Genomic DNA, 20,843 nt, shown 5'->3' with positions numbered 1-20,843 from the left:
CAGTAAAATAAGTATGCGAACAAGAATCGGAATTTTAGGAATGGGTGGAGTTGGAGGCTATTTTGGCGGGTTACTAGCAAAAGCTTATTTTGAATCAGATACAATCGAAATTGTATTTATTGCAAGGGGTGAAACTCAAAAAATAATTGCGAAGAACGGACTCAAAATTACTACTGAAGAAAAGGAGTCAATCGTTTTTCCAACTGTCGTTTCTAATGACCCAGTAATAATTGGAAAACTTGATTTTCTTATTTGCGCCACCAAAACCTATGATATTGAAGAGAGTCTTCTTGCTATTAAAAAATGTATTACTAAAAACACAGTAATTCTGCCGTTGTATAATGGTGTTGATGCGCCAGAGCGCATTAGTGCTTTATTTCCTGAGAATGAAGTTTTACAAGGCTGCGTTTACATTGTGTCGATGATTGTATCGCCTGGAGTGATCAGAAAAGTGGGGCCTTTTGAAAAACTATTTTTTGGATCAGCAACTGCTCCCCTTACTGTATTAAATAAATTACAATCTATTCTTGAAAATGCGAAAATGGAAAGTTATTTGGTGGAGAACATCGAAGAAACCGTTTGGGAGAAATTCATTTTTATCTCGGCATTGGCTTCAGCTACTTCGTATTTGAATCAAAATATTAGCGAAATTTTAGATAGTCAATCGAGTCGGTCTGTGTATGTTGCCTTATTAAACGAAATTACGATGATTGCTGCCGTAAAAGGATTGAGTTTACCAGCTGACATTGTTATGCAAACCATTCTAAAATTAGAAAAAACACCGCATGATGCTACTTCCTCCATGCATCGGGATTTGATAGCAGGACGAAAAATAGAACTAGCTTCTTTGACTGAATTTGTGGTGAATGAAGGCGCTAAGTATGAAATTGAAACACCAACGTATCAAATGGTTTTGGATAAATTGTCACGTGTTTCAACTTCCTAATTAGATAAAATGGGATTATTCCTCTTCGCTATCGTCTTCTATTGATTCCTCAGCTTCTTCCTCCTCGTTATTCCCTAATTCGAAGAAACTAAAAATAGAACCTCCATAACTTTTTTGAAATGAAAAGTGAATCATGTGATCTAGCTTGGTATATTTCGAATGTTCAATTACCATCATTCCATCTTCATTAAGCAATTCTTTTTCGAAAACTAAAAGGATGATTTTTTCGAAAGTTTTTTGGTCCAAAGCATAAGGTGGATCTGCAAAAATAATATCGTAGGATGTTTTACATCTTTCTAAATACGTAAAAACATCACTTTTTGTGGCAGCAATATTAAAATCATATTCGGCTGCGACTTGCTTGATAAATTTTACACAACCAAAATCACCATCAACTGATGTGATTGGCGTGCTTCCGCGAGAAGCAAACTCGTAACTGATATTTCCTGTTCCTGCGAATAAATCTAATATTTTAAGTCCTTCAAAACTGAAATGGTTGTTCAAAACATTAAATAATGCTTCTTTAGACATATCGGTAGTAGGACGAACGGGTAATCCTTTTGGTGGAAAAATGCGTCTTCCTTTGTATTTTCCTGAAATGATTCTCATGAGTTGAAAAGTATAAAATGATTTCTGTTTTCGGCCTCAGAAAAATAATTGTTCCATCGCAAATCTTCCACATCGATAAGGGAAACGTTGCGAATGAATTTGTAAGCGATTTTGAAATAATCACTTTCGGTATCTATATTTCCGATTAGCTCCAATGGGAAGATTTCGGGATTCAAGTTCAATTGCTCTGCCGTGAATAAAATATAATACAAGAAATCTTCGGGCGTAGTGTAATCGAAAGAATTGAAAAGTAATAATTTTTGGTTCTGAACCACAATGATTTCAAAATGACCGGTATTAATATGTACAAACATTTTTTTATCATCCTTATTTTTGGAAGTAATTAAAAGTTTGGAAACCAAAATGCTATTGGCATGTTTGTAATCGAAAGAGCCAAATTGGTCAATGAAAAAATTATTGATATTTACGTAGGGAATATAAACAGTGTTCATTTGATAGTTTGGAATCTCATCAAAAGCAAAAAAATCAGTTTCAAATACTTTAGTACTGTATTGTAAATAACTGCCTAAAAAGTTTTCGTCAAATAAAGGTTCCGGTACAAAAGTAGAAAGATTGTTATTGTGAATCACCAGAATTTCATCATATGAATCCTTTAATTCTGGATGAGTATTGAAAGCATCAGCAAACAAATCTTCAATTTTTGTGGCTTTGTGAAACGTATCAAAATGTACTTCGTTGAATGAAATTACGGTATTATTTAGCGTGTCAAAACAACAAAAAGAAAGTCCTGTCAAGGAAACTTGAATGGATAGTTTTTTATAATTTTTTTCGGCTATGTTTATCATGCTATTGATTTTTTCAATAACGCAAACTTACAAATTATAATAATAACTATTAATAGTAATTGATAGTTAATACTTATATTTGATGTTCATTTTATAGTAAGCAACTCCACATGAATTCCTCCCTGTTTTATAGTCTTTTACAAAAAAAATTCCCTTTTCAACCCACGTATAAACAGGATGTTTTTTTTCAAAAAATAGCAATTTTTTTAACCGAAACTGATAACAGAACCATTTTCGTTTTAAAAGGATATGCAGGAACAGGAAAAACGACCGTTATTTCTACGATTGTAAATAGTTTGTTAGACATCAATAAAAAATATGTTTTGCTGGCGCCAACGGGTCGTGCGGCTAAAGTAATTGCCAATTATTCGAACAAACCGGCTTTTACAATTCATAAAAAAATATACTTTCCCAAGAAATCTTCCGGTGGTGGCGTTTCGTTTACGTTACAACAAAATAAACACAAGAATACGATTTTCATTGTCGATGAAGCTTCGATGATTTCAGATACGAATTTCGATTCGAAGTTGTATGAAAACGGTTCTTTATTAGATGATTTGATTTCGTATGTATATTCGGGAACCAATTGCAAGATGATTTTATTGGGTGATACTGCCCAGTTGCCTCCGGTGAATTTAGACATCAGTCCCGCTTTAGACATTCGCACTTTGGGAATGAATTATGATAAGGAAGTGGAGCATATTGAGTTGGACGAAGTCATGCGTCAGGAAGAAAATTCAGGGATTTTGCATAATGCAACGGAACTTCGAGAATTGTTGAAAGATTCTTTCATCGACGAATTCAAATTTGATGTCAAAAAATTCAAAGATATTGTTCGGTTGACCGATGGTTACGATATTCAGGATGCCATCAATTCCGCCTACAGTAATTATAGCATCGAAGACACCGCTTTTATTGTTCGTTCCAATAAAAGGGCGAATCAATATAATGAGCAAATCAGAACCAAAATCCTCGATAAAGAAAGTGAACTATCAACAGGCGATTTCTTGATGGTGGTAAAGAATAATTATTTTTGGTTGAAAGATTCTGACGAAGCCGGCTTTATTGCCAATGGTGATATTATCGAAATATTGGAAATTTTTAACATCAAAGAATTGTATGGTTTTAAGTTTGCCAAAGTAAAAATTAGAATGATCGATTACCCTAATCAGATACCTTTTGAAACGGTATTATTAATGGACACCATAAAAAGTGAATCACCGTCTCTAACCTTTGAAGAATCAAACCGATTGTATCAAGAGGTTTTAAAAGATTACGAAGGCGAAACCAAATTCCAAAAATTCCAAAAAGTAAAGGCTAATGAATATTTTAATGGATTACAAGTTAAATTCTCGTATGCAATAACCTGTCATAAATCACAGGGTGGTCAATGGAATACGGTTTTTATAGAACAACCATATTTACCGGATGGGATCAATAGAGATTATATTCGGTGGTTGTACACTGCAATGACGAGAGCTAAAAATAAATTATATCTGATAGGGTTTAAGGATGAGAATTTTGTGGAATGATTTTAAAATAACCGCAAATTCGCAAATTTTTCTATTTAATGTTAAAATATATAATTTGCGAATTTGCGGTAAAAAAAACAGCTATGAACACATTAAACGACTTACATAAAATATCAGGTTCTTTTTCGAATACCGAAAAAATGCCGGTGCTATTCCTGGGACACGGTAGCCCGATGAACGCGATAGAAGAAAATCAGTTTGTGACTGGTTTTCGAAATTTGGCTAAAACCTTACCACAGCCCAATGCCATTTTGTGTGTTTCGGCGCATTGGTTTACCAAAGGTACAAAAGTTACCGCAATGGAAATGCCAAGAACCATTCACGACTTTGGAGGTTTTCCACAAGCCTTGTTCGATGTGCAATATCCTGCCATAGGAAGTCCCGAATTAGCCATAGAAACGCAACAATTATTATTGCCAACAGCCATAGAATTAGATGAAGAATGGGGTTTAGATCACGGAGCTTGGAGTGTAATTAAACATTTATATCCCGAAGCTAATGTTCCCGTGATTCAGTTGAGTATTGATTATACCAAACCGGCCCAGTACCATTTTGATTTAGCTCAAAAATTAAGTGCGTTACGCCACAAAGGAATATTGATTGTAGGCAGCGGAAATATTATCCATAATTTGCGAATGGTCGATTTTCAGGATTTTGATAAAGACGATTATGGATATGATTGGGCAATTGAAGCCAGAGCAACTATAAATGACTATCTAATTGACGGAAATTTCCAACCGTTGATTGATTTCGAAAAGCAAAGCAGGGCTTTTCAATTAGCCATTCCTACGCCAGAACATTATTTACCTTTGATTTACACTTTGGGACTAAAAGGAAAACAAGAAGAATTGAGTTTGTTTAATGATAAATTATTGGGTGGTTCGTTGAGTATGACATCGGTGAAGATTATGTAGATTAGTTAATTAAGGAATTATTGGTTCTCAAAAAAGATTGTTTTTTATTATATTTGTATCATTAAAAGTCACTTTGTAAAATATTATCATGAGTACAATAACTATTGAAGTTGATGAAAAACACATTTCGTTTATTAAAACACTTTTGGAACATCTAAAAGGAGTTAAAAATATTACTGTACAAGGAGAAGATAGTCCTTACAATCCTGATTTTGTTAAATCAGTTCAAGAAGGTAGAGCCGAATACGAGCGAGGCGAATGCACTACTATCTCTTCTGAGGATTTATGGAAGTAAAACTCACCAAAAAAGCACTTGAACAGCTAGATTTTTGGAAGAGATCGGGTAACAAGGCGATTCAAAAAAAGATTCAGCTTCTGGTTGTTCATATACTGAAAACGCCATTCAAAGGAATAGGTAAGCCAGAAGCATTAAAATATAATTTACAAGGCACTTGGTCCCGAAAGATAAATGAAGAACATCGAATTGTTTATGAAATTCCAGATGAGGGAATTCTGCTAGTTCATAGCTTGAAAGGACATTATACGGATTTGGATATTTAAAATTGAACCTCACTTCATTTAAGTGGGGTTTGTTTTTTATACGTAACTAAAATCTTAATCCTTGTAAATTTATTGAAGATTAAATAATTACCATTGAGTTTAATTCAATTTTAAAATTACATTGGATGTTAAAAACATGGTAGTTACATTATTTTGATATAAAATTTTGAATCTTCATTTTATTTATCATTGGCAAGTATAACATAATATAAATCTTATATTTGCTCTTTTTTGTAAATTAGCGTTTTGCGAATTACTTATTCTTATAATTCAAGTACATATTATGGATATCCCAAAATTTCATGAAACATTTAGTCCTATTTTAGATATCTTGAGCAACGGCGAAACTCTTCATACAAGAGAAATGCAGAGATTAGTGATCGAAAAATACTATTCTACTTTGTCCAGTGAACTATTAAATGAAAAAACCAAATCAGGAGAAATATTAATCAATAATCGAATAGCTTGGGGAAAATCATATCTCAAGAAAGGTGGATATATCATTTATCCTGAAAGAGGAAATGTAAAAATTACAGAAAAAGGTTTAAATCATAGATCAAACTTAACTTTAAAAAGTATTGAGGATGATTCTAGTATTCTTCAATTTTATCGTGAAGAAAATAGTAAGGAAAAATCAGATAAAGAGGATATAGTCAAAATCCAAAATTCTTCACCGCAAGATTTAATAGACGAAGGCTTTAGTCAAATAGAAACTGAAGTGAAAAATGATTTGTTGGAAAAACTAAAAACAATAGATCCTTATTATTTTGAAAAAGTAATTTTAATTCTGTTGAAAAAAATGGGATATGGTGATTTTATAGAAACCTCTAAATCTTCTGATGGTGGAATAGATGGAATTATAAATGAAGATAAACTAGGTTTGGATAAAATTTACATTCAAGCAAAAAGGTTTAACGAAAATAAAGTTAGAGAAAAGGATATAAGAAATTTTATTGGTGCAATGAGTGGTGATACTAACAAAGGAGTTTTTGTAACTACTTCAATTTTTGATAAAGGAGCTATTGAAAAAGCTAAAAATGCACATCATAAAATTATACTTTTGGATGGTTTGAAATTAGTGGATTTAATGCATGAGTTTAATGTTGGCATTCAGATAAAATCAGTGTATGAAATTAAACAGCTTGATGAAGACTTTTTTGTAGAGCAATAAAATCTTAAAATGTAAATTTAGAACATTTAGAAATATTTTGAACAATGAAAATAATAGCAGTCATTCCCGCGCGTTATGCCTCAACACGATTTCCAGCAAAACTAATGCAGGATTTGGGAGGCAAAACGGTCATTTTAAGAACCTATGAAGCAGCGATAAACACTAAATTATTTGATGATGTTTTTGTGGTAACAGATTCGGATTTAATTTATGACGAAATCGTTTCTCATGGTGGAAAAGCCATCAAGAGTATCAAGGAACACGAATCAGGAAGTGATCGAATTGCGGAAGCCATCGAAAAACTGGACGTTGATATCGTGATTAATGTGCAAGGTGACGAACCTTTTATCGATGCGGAACCGTTGGCAAAAGTCATTGAAGTTTTTAGAAATGATTTGGATCAGAAAGTGGATTTGGCTTCTTTGATGCGCGAAATTACAAATGAAGATGATATCAATAATCCCAACAATGTAAAAGTAGTGGTGGATCAAAATGGATTTGCATTATACTTTTCACGTTCGGTAATTCCGTACCCAAGAGAGAAAAATGTAGGTGTTCGCTACATGCAACACATCGGGATTTATGCGTTTAGAAAACAAGCTCTAATAGATTTTTACAGTTTACCAATGCAATCTTTGGAAGCATCCGAAAAACTAGAGCAATTGCGTTATCTTGAATTTGGAAAACGAATCAAAATGATTGAAACTTCTCATGTTGGAATTGGAATTGACACTCCAGAGGACTTAGAAAAAGCAAGAAAAATGCTGTGATTTAGTTCTGATTTTCATGATCAAAATAGCCTCTCGTTTTTACTTTGGTAGAAAAGAAATTCAAGAAAAGCACAATAAAGAATAGAAACAATAACGCTTGCGTAGTCACTAGAAATTTCCCAATGGTAGTTACGGGATGATAGTCGCCATAACCTATCGAAGAAGAGGTTACAATGCTAAAATAAACCGAATCAAACCAATGTAAAAACGGCCTGTTCATGTAATTTCCAACAGAGTAAAAGACGGCATACGCAAATGCAATCTCTAAATAATTAAAGAAAAGCAACAACATGGATCTCTTGTATGAGCGTGGTTTTGAGAATAAATCAGAGGCAAAAATTAATGTTGGAATGTAAAAAACAGTTTCCAAAAATACATAGACAAGAATCCAAATAATCCATTGCTGATTTTGCCACTGGTTTATTAAAATCACTATTGGAAAAATCACTTTTAATAAAACATAAAAATCCAATGCCAGATCCTGATATTCAACTCCTTTCTTGCTAGCACAATATTTAATGTAAATTCCAGGAAAAAGTAATTGCGAAGAGGCCAACATTAGCCGTACAATTTTTTCAATTCCATTGTCTTCCTGATGATCGTTATTCCAGATGGATTGTATGTTTTGAATCCGTTTTTGAATGGGATTGAATTGAGGCTGAGCACCTTGAGATGGTTTCCCTAAAAGCAATTTTTTTATAATTTTTTTCATTCCACCAAAGTGTTAAATAATACTATGTAAGTGTACAATTAATTGTGTTGCTATGTTACTATGTAATTACAAATTTTTGAAAACCAACTTATAATTATTCATTTAATTCAATTTTTCAATAACAATCAGCTCGTTGTGAATTTCAAGTCTCGGGATTGTTCTTATTTTAAATTGAGGGTTGAAAAACTCGGCTACATATTTTTTATTTCTCTTGTTTTGTGAATCAGTTAAAATCATCGTGTTAAATAAAATGAAGCCTTTGCGATTGAGTAGGAAACAAATTCTATGGATAAAAAAAGTTTCAAATAGAAAATTCGGCATGGTAGTATCTTGAAAAATATCAATAATAATTAAATCATATTTGGTTTTGGTTTTTAAAACAAATTCGAAAGCATCGTCTATTACAATTTCAAGATTTTTCACTTCATCCAATTTAAAATAGGTGTTGGCTATTTTAATTATTTCGGGATCAATTTCAACTCCGGTAATTTTTCCTTTATATTTTATTTCATCCACTAATGTTTTGATAACACTTCCGCCAGCAACTCCTAAAACAAGAATATGTTTCATAGGAACTATTTTTTCATAACCAATGTTTTTCAATCCTAATCTTAAAATACGTTGCAAACTACCATACGAATAATTGGCATTTTCAGAATCTAAAACTAATTCTCCATTTGACCAAGTCACTTCGATTGATTTACTCAACGAAGATTTTGTTTCATAAATTTTTATTGGAAGGAGATAACTAAATATTTTTTTAATCATTAGAGGCAGTTTTACCCAAAAATAAGATTTAAATTATTTATTTTGTGGTAAATAAGAAAGAATGAAGAAACAATTTTATAAATGGATATTTTTCAGGCTCATGGGTTGGAAAATAGTTGGAGGAATTGATGCAAATATCAAAAAATGTGTGATGATGGTTATGCCACATACAAGTGCACATGATTTTTATTTGGGAATTTTTACCAGAGGAATAACCGGATTAGAAATGAACTGGGTGGGTAAAAAGGAATTGTTTCGCTTTCCTTTCGGATTTTATTTTAGGTATATGGGAGGAGAGCCACTGGATCGTTCTGGCGGTTTGAATAAAGTCGATTCGATCGCAGCTATTTTTCAGAGGAGAGAAATTTTTCGTTTGGCTGTTGCTCCAGAAGGAACCCGAGAAAAAGTTACCGAATTAAAAACAGGATTTTATTATATCGCTTTAAAAGCAAATGTACCGATAATTCCTGTAACGTTTGATTTTGGAAGAAAACAAGTGAACTTAGGAAATCCAGTTTCACCAACTGGAGATATCGAAAGTGATATGGCAATTTTGAAGAAACATTATAAAGGAGTAAAAGGTAAAATCTCAGAAAACGGATTTTCATTTGAATAAATAGGAGAGCCCCATTTCGAAATTTCGCAATGGGGTTATTTTTTTTAATCGGGAACATAACTTTTAAAAGTTCCATTTTTATAAAAAATTACGATTTTATCAATGGCATCAGAATTTGATTCTTTAGCGCTATTTTGATTTTCTATTTTTTTTGTTTCCAATGCAGGAATTGGATTTGGGATTTTTATTTCGGAAAATAAATTCTCAGGAATGTTCTCTGGATTTGGTGGAGTAGGACTATTCTGTTTTACAACTTGATCAACGCTTTTTTCTTTTTTATCCAACTGCTCCGAATTTTTTGGGAAAGTTCCTTTTCCATTCAAAATCCAATACAAATCTACATCCGGAAAAACCTCTAAAATTTTAAGAATAAAATCTAAGCTCGGTTTGTTTCTACCTGAAAGTAGGTGAGACAAACTGGAACGCTGTACACCAATTTTATCAGCAAAAGAAGAAGCATTCAAGCTATAATAATCCAATATAATTTCTAACCTTTTTATGAAATCTTCTATGTTTACCATTGTAAATTGCTTTTACGAATTGACTATTTACAAATGTAATCTAAATCAAAGAGAATACCAAAATTACAAGTGTAAATAGCATTAATTGTATGAAATATTATAAAGTATAACATCATGTAATTAACTTTAATTAACTGATAATATGAATTATAATTAGTTATTATTTGTTAGATAACATTTGTCAACTAGAAGCAATCAAAGGACTAACTTAGAATCCAAATAAATGTTTACAGTGTTGAAATATTTCAATTGAGACTTGTTTACAAATGTAAATATAAAGATGTTTACTTTTGTAAATCAAATAAAACAGCATGAATTTAGAATTATTATTTAGTCAATATAAAGAAGAAACTATTCAAGGTAGGTACATTACTTTGGATTCGATTGAACCGTTATTGCAAAAATTAAATACGAATAATCAATTACAAATTATTGGAAAATCAGTTTTAGCAAATTCGATTTATTCGTATCAAATTGGAGAAGGTAAAACTAAAATCTTCCTTTGGTCGCAAATGCATGGAAATGAAAGTACAACTACAAAAGCGTTGTTTGACTTTTTAAATGTCTTGCATAGTGGTTCAGAATTAGCACAAAAATTATTAAGCACCTTTACTTTTTACAGTATTCCGATGTTGAACCCAGATGGTGCTGCGTTATATACCAGAGAAAATGCGAACAAAGTAGATTTAAATCGTGATTCACAAGACCTTACACAGCCTGAAAGCAAACTTTTAAGAGAAGTTTTTGAAACTTTTAAACCGGATTATTGTTTTAATCTGCATGATCAACGCACTATTTTTGGCGTAAGCGATACTGGAAAACCAGCTACATTGTCATTTTTAGCCCCTTCTTATAATGAAGAACGAGAAATAAACGAATCCAGATTAAAGGCTATTAATTTGATTGCCAGTGTTAATGGAGAACTTCAGGAGTATTTACTGGGTCAAATTGGGCGTTTTGACGATTCGTTCAATATAAACTGCATAGGAGATACGTTTCAATATTTGGGCGTACCGACATTATTATTTGAAGCAGGGCATTTTGCAAATGATTACGAAAGAGAAGAAACGCGCAAATATGTTTTTATGGCACTAATTCTGAGTTTTACTACACTGAGCGAAAACGTTATAGTTAGCAACGGAATTAACAAATATTTGAATATTCCTCAAAATAAAGTCGTTTTTTATGATTTTATATATAAAAACATCAAAATAAATTATGATGGTATCGAAATAATCACCAATTTTGCATCACAATACAAAGAAGAGTTAATTGAAAATCAGATTTGTTTTAATGCCTACGTTGTTCAGATAGGCGATTTAGAAAATTATTTTGGTCATTTTGAATACGATGCTAAAGGAGCACTTTATAAAGATGATTTTGATTCAATTCCTAAATTAAACCAAAAAACTGATTTTTGTTTAGATAATAACATAAAAGTTGTTAACGGAATGATAAAAATATAATATTTATGTCATTTTGTTGTTTTTATGTATATTTTTATACTTTGTTAAAGCAATTAATAATATTAATTTAAGAGTTATGAGTAAATTTCGTTTAGATGAAGTAGATCACCAGATTTTAGATATGTTGATAGACAATACAAGAGTTCCATTTACGGATATTGCAAAAAAGTTATTGATTTCTGCAGGTACCGTGCATGTCAGAGTGAAAAAAATGGAGGACGCAGGTATTATAATGGGATCTTCATTAGTTCTTGATTATGATAAGTTAGGGTATTCATTTATTGCTTATGTAGGTGTTTTTCTAAACAATACTTCTCAAACTAAATTTGTTTTGGAGCGAATTAATGAAATTCCTTATGTTACAGTTGCGTCTGTTACAACAGGGAAATTTAATATTTTCTGTAAAATTAGAGCTAAAGATACAAAGCACGCTAAGGATGTTATCTTTATGATTGATGATATAGATGGTGTTTATAGAACTGAAACTATGATTTCACTAGAAGAAAGCATTAATGATAAGAAGCGCTTGATGCATACTATTTTCAAAAATATGTAATTAGTCTTGAATATGCTATATAATAAATATAACCTCAAGTTAATTCTTGGGGTTTTTTTATGACAAACCAACTAACTAAACCAACTACAACTAAACAACTATGTATACACTACCTAAAATTGAACGTTTTAATCAAGACGTTCTGTCTAAATATAATATTTACAATAGTGTCTTTATTACGCTACCTTTTCATTCTATAGATAATACAGGAGCTTTACTTCCTTTATTTTCAGATATTTGCGATACAGGCTTCAAAAAACAAGAAACACCTAAAGAAATAGTTGATTTTTTTGCTAATCGGTATTTGCATAATGCCTCGGAGGCTGATAAAATCGACATCATGTTTCGTTTTATTCAGTATATAGAGCGCCAAATCGTATTATTTGATGCTATCGAAGATGCTGCTTTTCCAATTGTTAATAATATGGAGGGTAGAGGTTCTCTTCGAGATATAAAAGAGAAGTCTGATGCAAAAAATAAGCAAGAGGAGTTAATTGATTTCTTAGAAGATTTCAATATAAGGACGGTTTTAACAGCTCATCCTACACAGTTTTATCCTGGAGCAGTTCTTGGTATTATCAATGATTTAACAGAGGCAATCCGCAATAATAATTTATTAGATATCAAGCAACTTTTAGCGCAATTAGGTAAAACCCCTTTTATTCAAAATGAAAAGCCAAATCCTTTTGATGAAGCAGTAAGCTTGATTTGGTATCTAGAAAATGTGTTTTATCATACTTCTGGTGAGATGGTTCATTATCTTCAAAAAAATATTTTTGAAGGAAACTCAATAAAAAATCCATTAATTAAGCTTGGATTTTGGCCCGGAGGTGACCGTGATGGGAATCCATTTGTAACTACAGAGATTACATTGAAAGTAGCAGAGCGTTTACGAACGTCTATTCTGAAATGTTATTATATTGAAATGAGAGATTTAAAAAGAAAATTAACTTTCTCTGGTGTAGATACTTTAGTCAATCAGCTTGAACAAAAACTTTATAGATCTGTTTTTTATTCAAAAGGAGAAATTTTCATTACTCTTGACGAATTTAAATCGCAGTTGAGTAAAATTAAACAAATTATTATTGATCAACATCAGTCGTTGTATTTAGATGAATTGGATGCACTTCTGATAAAAGTGAATTTATTTGGATTTCATTTTGCTTCTTTAGATATTCGTCAAAATAGTAAAATACACGATTCCGTGTTTAATGACATCGTCACGTATTATTTGAAAACCGATGAATCTGTTTTTCCAAAAAATTATTTTGAATTAACCGAAGAAGAAAAATTTAAGGTCTTGTCAAATACTAGTGGGAATCTTGATCCCGCTGTTTTTGAAAATGAATTGACACGCTTAACTATTGAATCTGTTCAAGCTATCAAAACAATTCAACAAAATAACGGAGAATTTGGTGCTAATCGCTATATCATTAGTAATAATGAAAGTGCGCTTAATGTAATGGAAACCTTTGCGCTTTTTCGTTTGAGTAATTGGGAGGATCCTACAGTTGATATTATTCCTCTTTTTGAATCAGTGGATGATTTGCAAAATGCGCATGCCATTATGGAAAAATTATATACTAATCCGGCTTATGCAAAACATTTAATTAATAGAAATAATAAGCAAACCATCATGCTTGGTTTTTCTGATGGTACAAAAGATGGAGGTTATCTTATGGCAAACTGGAGTATTTATAAAGCGAAAGAAGAGCTTACAGAGGTATCTAGAAAATATGGAATTAAGGTTATTTTCTTTGATGGTCGTGGCGGTCCGCCCGCTCGTGGTGGTGGAAAAACACATAAGTTTTATGCGTCCTTAGGACCAAATATTGAGAATAATGAAATTCAGGTTACAGTGCAAGGGCAGACTATTAGTTCTAATTTTGGGACTTTAGATTCTTGCAGGTATAACTTGGAAAACTTATTGAGTGCTGGTGTCACCAATCAGGTTTTTGGCAAAGGAGATAATGAGTTGACTTTAGAGGAAAAAGGTATATTAGATCGATTGGCAGGTTTAGGATATGAAAAATATTTAAGTTTTAAGAATCATCCCAATTTTATCCCCTATTTAGAACAAATGAGTACGCTAAAGTACTACGCTAAAACGAATATTGGAAGTCGACCTTCGAAAAGAAGTAAATCAGAACACTTAGATTTTGCTGATTTGCGAGCCATTCCTTTTGTGGGTTCTTGGAGTCAGCTGAAGCAAAATGTACCTGGATTTTTTGGTGTTGGTAGTGCTTTAAAACATTTTGAGGATACGAACCAATGGAATAAAGTCCAAGATTTATATGATAATTCTTTGTTCTTTAAAACCTTGTTGGAAAATAGTATGATGTCATTGGCTAAATCATTTTTTCCATTAACGGCTTATATGAGAAAAGATCCACAGTTTGGAGAATTCTGGCAAATTATTTATGACGAATTTTTAGAAACAAAACGATTGCTTTTGAAAATTGCGGGTCACAAAGAGCTAATGGAAAATTATCCTGATGGTAAAGCATCGATACAGATAAGAGAACGTATAGTACTGCCATTGTTAACGATACAGCAATATGCTTTGTTACGAATTAACGAGTTGAACAAGGAAAAATCACCTGATGAAGCTTTGATAAAAGTATATGAAAAAATAGTGACTCGTTCTCTTTTTGGAAACACAAATGCTAGTAGAAATTCAGCTTAAATAATATAAAATGAAATCAACACAATTACCTGTAAACGAATATGCCGCTTATTATACTCCCTACATAAACGCTTTGGGGGAAGTCACATTGATGGATGAATTAGAAATTTCATTACACGATTTTATTCATTTTGTACAAAATATTCCCATGGACAAATTTGATTATCGCTATGCAGAAGGGAAATGGACTATCAAAGAAATCATTCAGCATATAATTGATACCGAGCGTATTTTTGCGTATCGGGCATTACGAATTTCTAGAGAGGATCAAACACCTTTACCCGGGTTTGATGAAAATGATTATATTGACAATACGAGTGCTAACAGTAGAAGTATTCAGGATTTACTAACTGAATTTTCAGCGGTTAGACATTCCAATTTGTTTCTTTTCAAAAGTTTGTCTGAAGAGCAGTTAAAGAGAATTGGAACTGCTTCGAACGCTGCTGTATCGGTTCGTGCAATTGGTTTTATTATCATTGGTCATCAAAAACACCATCAAAAAGTTTTTCAAGAAAGGTATTTATAGTTTATTGAAAACCGGCTGACCAGATTTTTAGCTTGTTTTCAAAAGACATGGTATTAGCAGGGCTAGTAGAAGGCATCACATAATACGTGATGCTTTTTATTTGTCCAAATTTTTTCAGAAAGTATTTATGACTTTCTTTGCCATTAAAAATGATTGTGGCAATTCCGGGGAATTCTTTGAATAGTGTTTCAAAATCATTTTCTTTTTGATTTTTGATATGAGTGTCTAAGCTCCCTTTTCTTTCACAATTTCCTAAAACATCCCAAAGTCCAATTTTATTCGCTTGGAGTAATTGTATTTTTTTTTCAAAAACTTCAGCTATTGGTAAATTATCCAACAAAGTGTACATTATTTTCCAAAAATGATTTCTTTTGTGCGCATAATATTCTTGTTTTTCCAATGATGCAATGCCAGGCATAGTTCCTAGAATCAAAATTTCTGTTTGTGAATTCACAAAAGGAGGAAAGGAATGAATCATAATACTTGCTAAACTATTGCGTTTTCTTTTTCTAATATTGCCAGTGCCAATCGAATTTTTCCGTAATCTATTTTTTCTTCAAAATAATCAAAATAGGGTTTCAAAGTATTTGGTGATTCCAGTTTTATTTGTGCTTCGGCAATTTGCGTAACTTCTTCTTTTGAAATAAAAGAATCCAAATCTATATCAGCACCATCAATGTACAATTTAGCTAAATGCGACATAATCGTACTTAGACCTAACTTTCTTTTTTGAGCAATTTCTTCAACAGAAAATCCATTTTTATACAATTCCAATGTTTCTTTGTAAGTAGTAGCTTCTTTCTTTTTTCTGACAACCTTAGATTTTTGAAAATCAATAATCGCATTGATAAATGCATCACCATATTTTTCTAGTTTTGCTTTTCCAACGCCGTCAATTGCCAGTAATTCTTGATCGCTCATCGGTCTTTCGGTTTCCATTTGGCGCAAAGCCGCATCACTGAAAATTACATAAGCTGGAACGGATTCTTCTTTGGAAATTTCATAGCGTAGTTTTCGTAAGGTTTCAAAAAGTGAATTTGCTGTAGATTTGCTTTTCGTTTCTTTGATTTCTTGCTTGTCGATATTGATTTTTTGGACAGTTGTGAGTTGTACTTTTTCGCCTTCAAATAATACTTTTTTAGCTAAAGAAGTAAGTCGAATTTTATTTTGTTTATGAAAAGCGATTTCACAATAACCAAGATTTATCAGTTGGATTAAATATTGGTTCCAATCATACCAAGAGAGTTCAACTCCAACACCATACGTTTTTAGATTTTGGTATTCTTTTTCATAAATATAAGCATTTTTGGATCCGCGTAAAAAGTCAATTATCACCGGTAATGGTTCCGTTTCCTGTAAACGAAAAATTGCCGATAATGCTTTTTGTGCAATGATGGTTCCATCGAAAAATAGCGGTGGATTTTTACAGATATCACAATTTCCACAATTCTCTGTAACGAGTTCGCCAAAATAGGACAGCAATATCTTTCTGCGACAGCTCAAAGCATCAGCATATTGTTTCATACGCTCTAGTTTGGCTAGTTGTACTTCAGCATTTAAGCCTTTTGAGGCAAATTTTTGCAATTGAATCACATCGCCGTAACTTTCGAATAATATGGTTTCTGAGGGTAAACCATCTCGGCCAGCTCGACCAATTTCCTGATAATAACCTTCTATATTTTTAGGCAAATTATAGTGAATCACCCAACGCACATTTGATTTATCGATACCCATTCCAAAAGCGATAGTGGCGCAAACTACTTGACATTCATCATTAATGAATTCATCTTGAGTTTTGGAACGGATTTTATTATCTAAACCAGCATGATAGGCCTTTGCACTGATTCCAATTTTTTGTAATTTTTCGGCAAGTTCTTCGGTTGTTTTTCGGCTTAAGCAATATACGATTCCGGATTCGGTAGGTTTTTCTTGAATAAAATCTATAATTTGTTTTACTCTGTCCAAAGCGGGACGCACTTCTAAACTCAGATTTTTTCGATCAAAAGAAGCTACAAATAGTTTAGGATTTTTTAGATTTAATTGTTGGCTAATATCTTTACGTGTAGCTTTATCAGCGGTTGCAGTTAAAGCTAGGATTGGAGTAGAAGGGAAGCGGTTTTTGAGATATCCAAGATTCGTATAAGCGGGCCGGAAATCATGTCCCCAAGATGAAATGCAATGTGCCTCATCAATAGCAATAAGACTTATGGTTAAACTATTAAAAATATTATCCAGAAAAGACAAGCTTTCTGGAGCAATGTAAACCAATTTAATTACATTCGATTTTAAGCTTTCGATATAAAACTGCCGTTCGTCTTCGGTTTGACTGCTATTGATAAAACAGGCTTCAATGCCATTAGCTTTTAAGCTATCAACTTGATCTTTCATCAAAGCTATTAACGGGGAAATTACGATTGTAATTCCAGGAAATACCAATGCAGGCAATTGAAAACAAATTGATTTTCCACCACCAGTTGGCATTATTGCTACTGTATCTTGTCCAGAAAGAATACAGTTTATTATTTCCTCCTGATTGGGTCTGAATTTTTCAAAACCAAAGTTTTCCTTCAGTTTGGCGTGTAATATTTCTTGAGTCATTGTGGCGTATATTTAGAGGTCTAAAGTTATAAAAAAAGGAACTCGTGTAGGAGTTCCTTTTTATAAATATATTTAAAAATGGGATTAATTAATCCTCATCTTCGTCATCATCATCCGAAAAATCTTTTTCATCCGCATCATCGTCATCGTCATCATCACCTGAGTCAGCATCTGGTTTGTCAATACCATCCTCGTCCTCGTCATCATCTTCAATATCATCGTCTAAATCCAATCCTTTAATTGGCTCAACAACTTCATCAATCATGATTTCATCATCTTCATCATAATTTTCAATTCTATCAGCTAGTTTAGTACTTACTTTAACTAAATAAATAGTGTCTTCAGTTCGTACTTCAACTGCTTCAATCAATTCATTTTTAGCGTTTCTAAAACTAATAATGTTTGAATCATCATAACCATCTGGAAATTTATCAACCAAAAGATTTAAAATTTCATTGGTAAGTTTTGCGTAATCAACTATTACTCTTTTCATAAAATAATTCTATAGGTCTAATAAATAAGCGAAAATTAAAGGTGCTACAATGGTAGCATCTGACTCAATAATAAACTTAGGCGTTTTAATATCTAACTTACCCCAAGTAATTTTTTCATTTGGTACCGCCCCAGAATACGAACCATAACTGGTTGTTGAATCTGAAATTTGACAGAAATAACTCCAAAAAGGAATGTCATGCATTTCCATATCTTGATACAACATTGGCACCACGCATATTGGAAAATCTCCTGCAATTCCTCCACCAATTTGGAAAAAACCTACCCCATTAGTACTGTTTTTTGGATACCAATCTGATAAGAAAACCATGTATTCAATACCTGATTTCATTGTAGATGCTTTTAAATCTCCTTTTATAACGTACGATGCGAATATATTTCCCATGGTACTATCTTCCCATCCTGGTACAATAATAGGTAAATTTTTCTCGGCCGCTGCATACATCCAACTGTCTTTTAAGTCGATTTCGTAATATTCCTCAAGAACTCCGGATAGTAACATTTTGTACATGAATTCATGTGGAAAATATCTTTCTCCTTTGTCATCAGCATCTTTCCAGATTTTGTAAATATGCTTTTGCAAACGACGAAATGCTTCATGCTCAGGAATACAAGTATCTGTAACGCGGTTTAAACCTCTTTCCAATAAATCCCATTCGTCTTGAGGAGTCAAATCACGGTAATTTGGTACTCTTTCATAATGAGAATGAGCAACTAAATTCATGATGTCTTCTTCTAGATTTGCACCTGTACAAGAAATGATATGCACTTTGTCCTGACGAATAATTTCAGAAAATATTTTTCCAATCTCGGCCGTACTCATAGCACCGGCCATACTCACCATCATTTTTGCACCATTGGCTAATTGTTCTTCGTATGCCTTAGCTGCGTCAACTAAAGATGCAGAGTTGAAATGCAGGTAGTGCTTTTCAATAAACTGACTGATTGGTCCTTTGCTCATTTTTTTTAATTTAAATACCTAATAATCATTACGTTAAAATTATTATTTCAAATTTAACGATTTTTTAAATTGAATAACTGAATGCTTGTTAATTTATTTTCGGTCGTAGCCTAATATTTTTAAAACGTCCTCTGAGGTTTGTTGTTCTGAGAAAACTTCAGTGGCTAAAATCCCGTTTTCATCTCTATCTATTAATATATGTTTGGGTTGCGGAATCAAACAATGGTGTAATCCTCCGTATCCTCCTATAGTTTCCTGATAGGCTCCGGTGTTAAAAAAACCAATATATAAAGGTTTTTCTTTATTGTATTTTGGCAAGTAAATAGCATTCATGTTCTGCTCGGAGTTGTAATAATCATCGCTATCACAGGTCATTCCACCCAGTAGTACTCTTTCATAAGTTTCATTCCATCGATTGACAGCTAACATGATAAAACGCTTGTTGATAGCCCAAGTATCTGGTAAAGTGGTAATAAAAGAGGAGTCGATCATGTTCCATTTTTCTCTATCATTTTGTTGCTTCTGATATAAAACTTGATAAATAGCACCGCCGCTTTCTCCTACTGTAAAGGAACCGAATTCGGTAAAAATATTTGGTACATCTACTTCAGCTTCATCACAAGCAATTTTTATCTGATTGATAATTTCATCAATCATATACTGATAATCATACTCAAATGCCAGCGAGTTTTTTATTGGAAAACCGCCACCAATATTTAATCCATCAAGTGTAGGACATTCTTTCTTTAATGCCACGTATACTTTAATACATTTTACTAGTTCATTCCAATAATACGCATTGTCATTGATTCCGGTGTTGATAAAAAAGTGTAACATTTTCAGTTCCAATTTTTTATTTTCTTTGATTTCTCTTTTATAGAAGGGAACAATATTTTTGTAACCAATTCCTAATCTTGACGTGTAAAATTCAAATTTTGGCTCTTCTTCGGCAGCAATGCGAATACCAATTTTGAATTTACTTTTTATCTGTCCTTGAAGTAGATCTAGCTCTTCAAAATTATCAATAATTGGAATCGTATTTTTATGACCATTATTGATAAGACGCGCAATATTATCAATGTATTGGTCTCTTTTGAAACCATTACAAATCACATAGGTACTTTTATTGATTTTTCCGTTTGCCAATAAATTTTCAACAATATTAATATCAAAAGCAGAGGAAGTTTCAATATGAATATTATTTTTGAAAGCTTCGTTCATGATATATTCAAAATGAGAGCTCTTTGTACAGTAACAGTAATAGTATTTTGCCTCATATTTATTTTTTTCCATCGATTTACGAAACCAGCTTTTGGCTTTATTGATGTTATTTGAAATTTGAGGTAAATAAGTGAATTTTAACGGCGTGCCGTATTGCTCAACCAATTTCATCAAATCAATGTTGTGAAATTGCAGGTTATCTTTGTTTAAAGTAAATTCTTCTTGAGGGAAATAGTAGGTTTGATTTATTAAATCAGAATATTTTGTGTTCATTAGATGTCGTAATTATAGATTAAAATATTGTAAAAATAAAGTAACCGATAATTCAAACCCGAATATTTGCATAAACGATCTGAAGCTTTTCGTGGTCTGCTTTTAAATATTGGAAAA

The 20,843-nt window shown here is 32.3% G+C and carries 22 protein-coding genes; 12 read left to right on the top strand and 10 right to left on the bottom strand.

The annotated features are described in order from the left end of the window. The first annotated feature begins 13 nt into the window (after window positions 1-13). A complete protein-coding gene (locus tag E0F91_RS10970) occupies window positions 14-946 on the top strand; it encodes a ketopantoate reductase family protein (protein ID WP_132066583.1) in 933 nt (310 codons plus the stop codon). Between the two features lie 15 nt (window positions 947-961). Here E0F91_RS10970 and E0F91_RS10965 read toward each other — a convergent pair whose 3' ends face one another. Beyond that, a complete protein-coding gene (locus E0F91_RS10965; RefSeq protein WP_132066582.1) occupies window positions 962-1,555 on the bottom strand; it encodes an RsmD family RNA methyltransferase in 594 nt (197 codons plus the stop codon). Further along, complete coding sequence (locus tag E0F91_RS10960) at window positions 1,552-2,361, bottom strand: DUF3822 family protein (RefSeq protein ID WP_132066581.1); 810 nt, start codon at window positions 2,359-2,361, stop codon at window positions 1,552-1,554. The genes E0F91_RS10965 and E0F91_RS10960 overlap by 4 nt, the downstream gene beginning before the upstream one ends. 110 nt (window positions 2,362-2,471) lie before the next feature. Here E0F91_RS10960 and E0F91_RS10955 point away from each other — a divergent pair, with 110 nt between their 5' ends. From E0F91_RS10955 to kdsB, 6 genes are all read left to right on the top strand, one after another. After that, on the top strand, window positions 2,472-3,893 hold the full coding sequence (locus E0F91_RS10955) for an ATP-dependent DNA helicase (RefSeq protein ID WP_132066580.1): 1,422 nt from the start codon (window positions 2,472-2,474) through the stop codon (window positions 3,891-3,893). Between the two features lie 83 nt (window positions 3,894-3,976). Continuing rightward, window positions 3,977-4,807 (top strand): 4,5-DOPA-extradiol-dioxygenase, encoded by an 831-nt coding sequence (gene ygiD / locus E0F91_RS10950; protein ID WP_132066579.1) that lies wholly within the window; start codon window positions 3,977-3,979, stop codon window positions 4,805-4,807. A gap of 88 nt (window positions 4,808-4,895) precedes the next feature. Then, window positions 4,896-5,102 (top strand): DUF2683 family protein, encoded by a 207-nt coding sequence (locus E0F91_RS10945; protein WP_132066578.1) that lies wholly within the window; start codon window positions 4,896-4,898, stop codon window positions 5,100-5,102. Beyond that, entirely contained in the window at window positions 5,093-5,368 is a 276-nt protein-coding gene (locus tag E0F91_RS10940; RefSeq protein WP_132066577.1) for a Txe/YoeB family addiction module toxin, read from the top strand. Before E0F91_RS10945 ends, E0F91_RS10940 begins: the two co-directional genes overlap by 10 nt. 283 nt (window positions 5,369-5,651) lie before the next feature. Further along, window positions 5,652-6,539, top strand: coding sequence for a restriction endonuclease (locus tag E0F91_RS10935; RefSeq protein WP_132066576.1), 888 nt, complete (start codon window positions 5,652-5,654; stop codon window positions 6,537-6,539). A 44-nt stretch (window positions 6,540-6,583) separates the two neighbouring features. Continuing rightward, complete coding sequence (gene kdsB / locus E0F91_RS10930; protein WP_132066575.1) at window positions 6,584-7,309, top strand: 3-deoxy-manno-octulosonate cytidylyltransferase; 726 nt, start codon at window positions 6,584-6,586, stop codon at window positions 7,307-7,309. A 1-nt stretch (window position 7,310) separates the two neighbouring features. Here kdsB and E0F91_RS10925 read toward each other — a convergent pair whose 3' ends face one another. After that, window positions 7,311-8,021, bottom strand: a complete 711-nt coding sequence (locus tag E0F91_RS10925; RefSeq protein ID WP_132066574.1) for a potassium channel family protein — start codon at window positions 8,019-8,021, stop codon at window positions 7,311-7,313. 102 nt (window positions 8,022-8,123) lie between these two features. Further along, window positions 8,124-8,789 carry a spermidine synthase gene (locus E0F91_RS10920; protein ID WP_132066573.1) on the bottom strand — a complete coding sequence of 222 codons (666 nt, stop codon included), beginning with the start codon at window positions 8,787-8,789 and terminating at the stop codon, window positions 8,124-8,126. Between the two features lie 61 nt (window positions 8,790-8,850). Here E0F91_RS10920 and E0F91_RS10915 point away from each other — a divergent pair, with 61 nt between their 5' ends. Continuing rightward, window positions 8,851-9,405, top strand: a complete 555-nt coding sequence (locus E0F91_RS10915) for a 1-acyl-sn-glycerol-3-phosphate acyltransferase (RefSeq protein ID WP_132066572.1) — start codon at window positions 8,851-8,853, stop codon at window positions 9,403-9,405. Between the two features lie 44 nt (window positions 9,406-9,449). On the opposite strand, the gene E0F91_RS10910 is transcribed toward E0F91_RS10915, so the two are convergent. Further along, window positions 9,450-9,926: a helix-turn-helix domain-containing protein gene (locus E0F91_RS10910; RefSeq protein ID WP_132066571.1), complete on the bottom strand. Its 477-nt coding sequence runs from the start codon at window positions 9,924-9,926 to the stop codon at window positions 9,450-9,452. A gap of 311 nt (window positions 9,927-10,237) precedes the next feature. Between E0F91_RS10910 and E0F91_RS10905 the strand changes: the two genes are divergently transcribed. The 4 genes from E0F91_RS10905 (at window position 10,238) to E0F91_RS10890 (ending at window position 15,160) form a co-directional block, all read left to right on the top strand. Beyond that, window positions 10,238-11,392: a M14 family metallopeptidase gene (locus E0F91_RS10905; protein ID WP_132066570.1), complete on the top strand. Its 1,155-nt coding sequence runs from the start codon at window positions 10,238-10,240 to the stop codon at window positions 11,390-11,392. Between the two features lie 76 nt (window positions 11,393-11,468). Beyond that, window positions 11,469-11,948 carry an Lrp/AsnC family transcriptional regulator gene (locus E0F91_RS10900; RefSeq protein ID WP_066082003.1) on the top strand — a complete coding sequence of 160 codons (480 nt, stop codon included), beginning with the start codon at window positions 11,469-11,471 and terminating at the stop codon, window positions 11,946-11,948. Between the two features lie 100 nt (window positions 11,949-12,048). After that, the gene (locus tag E0F91_RS10895; protein ID WP_132066569.1) at window positions 12,049-14,634 is read left to right on the top strand and encodes a phosphoenolpyruvate carboxylase; all 2,586 of its coding nucleotides are present in this window, start codon (window positions 12,049-12,051) and stop codon (window positions 14,632-14,634) included. A 10-nt stretch (window positions 14,635-14,644) separates the two neighbouring features. Beyond that, window positions 14,645-15,160 (top strand): DinB family protein, encoded by a 516-nt coding sequence (locus tag E0F91_RS10890; RefSeq protein ID WP_132066568.1) that lies wholly within the window; start codon window positions 14,645-14,647, stop codon window positions 15,158-15,160. A gap of 1 nt (window position 15,161) precedes the next feature. On the opposite strand, the gene E0F91_RS10885 is transcribed toward E0F91_RS10890, so the two are convergent. From E0F91_RS10885 to E0F91_RS10865, 5 genes are all read right to left on the bottom strand, one after another. Then, window positions 15,162-15,638 (bottom strand): DNA-deoxyinosine glycosylase, encoded by a 477-nt coding sequence (locus E0F91_RS10885; RefSeq protein WP_132066567.1) that lies wholly within the window; start codon window positions 15,636-15,638, stop codon window positions 15,162-15,164. 8 nt (window positions 15,639-15,646) lie between these two features. After that, window positions 15,647-17,758 carry a DNA helicase RecQ gene (recQ, locus tag E0F91_RS10880; protein ID WP_132066566.1) on the bottom strand — a complete coding sequence of 704 codons (2,112 nt, stop codon included), beginning with the start codon at window positions 17,756-17,758 and terminating at the stop codon, window positions 15,647-15,649. 88 nt (window positions 17,759-17,846) lie between these two features. Further along, window positions 17,847-18,251, bottom strand: coding sequence for a DNA primase (locus tag E0F91_RS10875; RefSeq protein ID WP_132066565.1), 405 nt, complete (start codon window positions 18,249-18,251; stop codon window positions 17,847-17,849). 9 nt (window positions 18,252-18,260) lie between these two features. Beyond that, window positions 18,261-19,232: a deoxyhypusine synthase family protein gene (locus tag E0F91_RS10870; RefSeq protein WP_073353127.1), complete on the bottom strand. Its 972-nt coding sequence runs from the start codon at window positions 19,230-19,232 to the stop codon at window positions 18,261-18,263. A 93-nt stretch (window positions 19,233-19,325) separates the two neighbouring features. After that, window positions 19,326-20,726, bottom strand: coding sequence for a type III PLP-dependent enzyme domain-containing protein (locus E0F91_RS10865; RefSeq protein WP_073353126.1), 1,401 nt, complete (start codon window positions 20,724-20,726; stop codon window positions 19,326-19,328). Window positions 20,727-20,843: the final 117 nt, after the last annotated feature.

The organism is Flavobacterium sandaracinum (genome assembly GCF_004349135.1).
Taxonomy (GTDB): domain Bacteria; phylum Bacteroidota; class Bacteroidia; order Flavobacteriales; family Flavobacteriaceae; genus Flavobacterium; species Flavobacterium sandaracinum.
This window is presented reverse-complemented; position numbering and strand designations above follow the sequence as displayed.